The sequence below is a fragment of the Streptomyces sp. UH6 genome (assembly GCF_013421635.1).
Taxonomy (GTDB): Bacteria; Actinomycetota; Actinomycetes; order Streptomycetales; family Streptomycetaceae; genus Streptomyces; species Streptomyces abyssomicinicus.
The window spans coordinates 1-2,187 of sequence record NZ_JACADT010000951.1 but is presented as its reverse complement, the minus strand read 5'-3'; the positions used below and the strand labels follow the sequence as shown (position 1 = coordinate 2,187).

2 protein-coding genes and 1 pseudogene are annotated in these 2,187 nt (G+C 74.3%); all 3 read left to right on the top strand.

Going from position 1 to position 2,187, the window contains the following annotated elements; all coding sequences use genetic code 11:
• Positions 1–133 (top strand): annotated as a pseudogene (locus HW445_RS33805) (IucA/IucC family siderophore biosynthesis protein); the annotation flags it as partial.
• A gap of 56 nt (positions 134–189) precedes the next feature.
• Positions 190–1,452 (top strand): VWA domain-containing protein, encoded by a 1,263-nt coding sequence (locus HW445_RS27940; RefSeq protein ID WP_180223645.1) that lies wholly within the window; start codon positions 190–192, stop codon positions 1,450–1,452.
• Positions 1,452–2,187 (top strand): hypothetical protein (locus HW445_RS27935; protein ID WP_180223644.1); only part of this gene is annotated, 736 nt, incomplete at its 3' end. The genes HW445_RS27940 and HW445_RS27935, both read left to right, overlap by 1 nt.

Below are 2,187 nucleotides of genomic sequence, written 5' to 3'. Positions count from 1 at the left end.
GTTGCCGTCCACCCCGGACCGTGAGGCGCTGCTGCGTGACCCGCTGCCGGTGAAGGCGCTGACCTTGATGCGGCTCTCCCCGGACAGGCCGGGTGATCTCTGGACGCACCTTCCCAATCCTTCGTCCGGGTAGGGGAGATGGGGCGACCCGCCGCCGCCGGGCCCTCTCCCGTTCAATAGGATCCGGCGATGATCAGAAGAAAACGGTTGGCAGCGGGCGCTCTCGCCCTGCTCGCCGCCCTGGCGGCGGGAACCACGTTCCCCGCCACGGCCGCCGCCGACGAGATGGACGGACGGCCCGCACCCCAGGTCGAATTGGTTCTGGACGTCAGCGGCTCCATGCGCGAGCGCGACGTCGACGGCGGCAGCCGGATGGCGGCGGCCAAGCAGGCCTTCAACGAGGTCCTGGACGCGACCCCGGAAGAGGTGCTGCTCGGCATCCGCACCCTGGGCGCCAACTACCCGGGCGACGACCGCCAGGAAGGCTGCGAGGACACCGAACAGCTCTACCCGGTCGGCCCGTTGGACCGGGTGGAGGCCAAGACGGCGGTGGCCACCCTGACGCCGACCGGCTGGACCCCCATCGGTCCCGCCCTGAAGGCGGCGGCCCGGGACTTCCAGGAGGGCGACGGCACCCGCCGGATCGTGCTGATCACCGACGGCGAGGACACCTGCCAGCCGCTGGACCCGTGCGAGGTGGCGCGGGAGATCGCGGCCCGCGGCATCGGCCTGACCATCGACACCCTGGGCCTGGTCCCGGACGCCAAGACCCGCGACCAGTTGCTCTGCATCGCCGAGGCCACCGGCGGCACCTACACCTCCGTCCAGCACAAGGACGAACTCGCCGACCGGGTCGGTCAGTTGGTCGAACGTGCGGCCGAGCCGACGGTGACGCCGGTCGCGGTCGAGGGCACGGCGGCCTGCGAGGGCGCCCCCGCGCTGGAGTCCGGTCTCTACACCGACCGGGCGGAGTTCGGGCAGGCGCGCTGGTACCGGATCGACCTGGAGCCGGGGCAGGAGGTCCGCGCCGCGGTGAGCGTCGCGGCCGACCGCGAGGTGAACCCCGGACACGGCGTGCTGCTGCGGGCGGTCACCGTCCACGGGCGGGAGATGGTGCGCGGCGAGGCGGCCGGGCACGGCCGCACCGACCTGGTCTCCACGGGCCTGCGCCTCCCCAAGGGCGACGCCGACGAGGAGGCCCCGGCCGAGGTGGTCTGCCTCGAGGTGACGCACTCCTTCTCACCGGCCGCCGGGGTCAAGACCACCCCCGGTCTGCCGGTGGAACTCACGGTGGACGTGGTGGACGGACCCTCCGACGCCTCCGACGTGGCCGCCTTCGGGCTGGGCCGCGGCTGGTGGCTGCTCGGCGCGCTGGTCGTCACCGGATTCCTGGCCGGCCTCGTCTGGGGCTGGGTCTCGCGCTGGCGGGTCGCCGTCTGGAGGACCAACTGATGCGCCTGATACGTGCCTTCGGCGGAGCGTTGCTGTTCCTGGGCCTGGCCGTGGCCCCCGCTGCCGCCGACACCTCGCCCTCTCCCTCCGGGAGCGGGGACGGGGGGAGCGCGGCGCCGACCGAGGCGGGCACCTCGTTCCGCAGCGCGACCGCGATCGACCCGGGGGTGCGGGCCACGGCCCAGGGTTCCACGGGTGACTACCTCTACTGGTCGTTCGGCGCGGACGCCACCGAGCGGCCCACGGTGCACGCCTCGGTGCGGCTGCCGGAGGAGCACGCCGGCGAGACCTGGCAGATCGACGTCTACGACGGCCTGCGGCGGCGTCAGGCCTGCCGGTACGGGGCGCAGACCCGTACCGCACCGGCCGGGGTCGCCTCGGTCGAACTGGCCTGTGCGCTGCGCACGGTGCGCGGCTGGGCGGAGCCGTGGTCGGACGATCCGCTGCCGGGGACGTACTACGTCCGCCTGTCGGCTGTGGGCCTTCCCGCCTCGGACGTGGGCCGCGCGATATCGGCCGAGGTCCGGGTGGAGACGGCCGGGGCCGGCGGGGCCGCGGCCGTCGACGGCCGGCTGACCGAACCGCTGATCCCCGGGATCGCCCTGCGGGCGGACACGGAGGACGCGTCCGGGGACGGAGGGTCCGAGGACGCGTCCGCGCCGGTGCTCTCCGGGACGGCGCTGGAGGACGGCTGGGCCTCGGGATGGTGGAGCGACCGCTGGCTGTGGACCGGGG

Bases quoted from the DNA above. Each gene is read 5' to 3' on its own strand.
- HW445_RS27940 (WP_180223645.1), top strand. From the start codon at position 190: ATGATCAGAAGAAAACGGTTGGCAGCGGGCGCTCTCGCCCTGCTCGCC.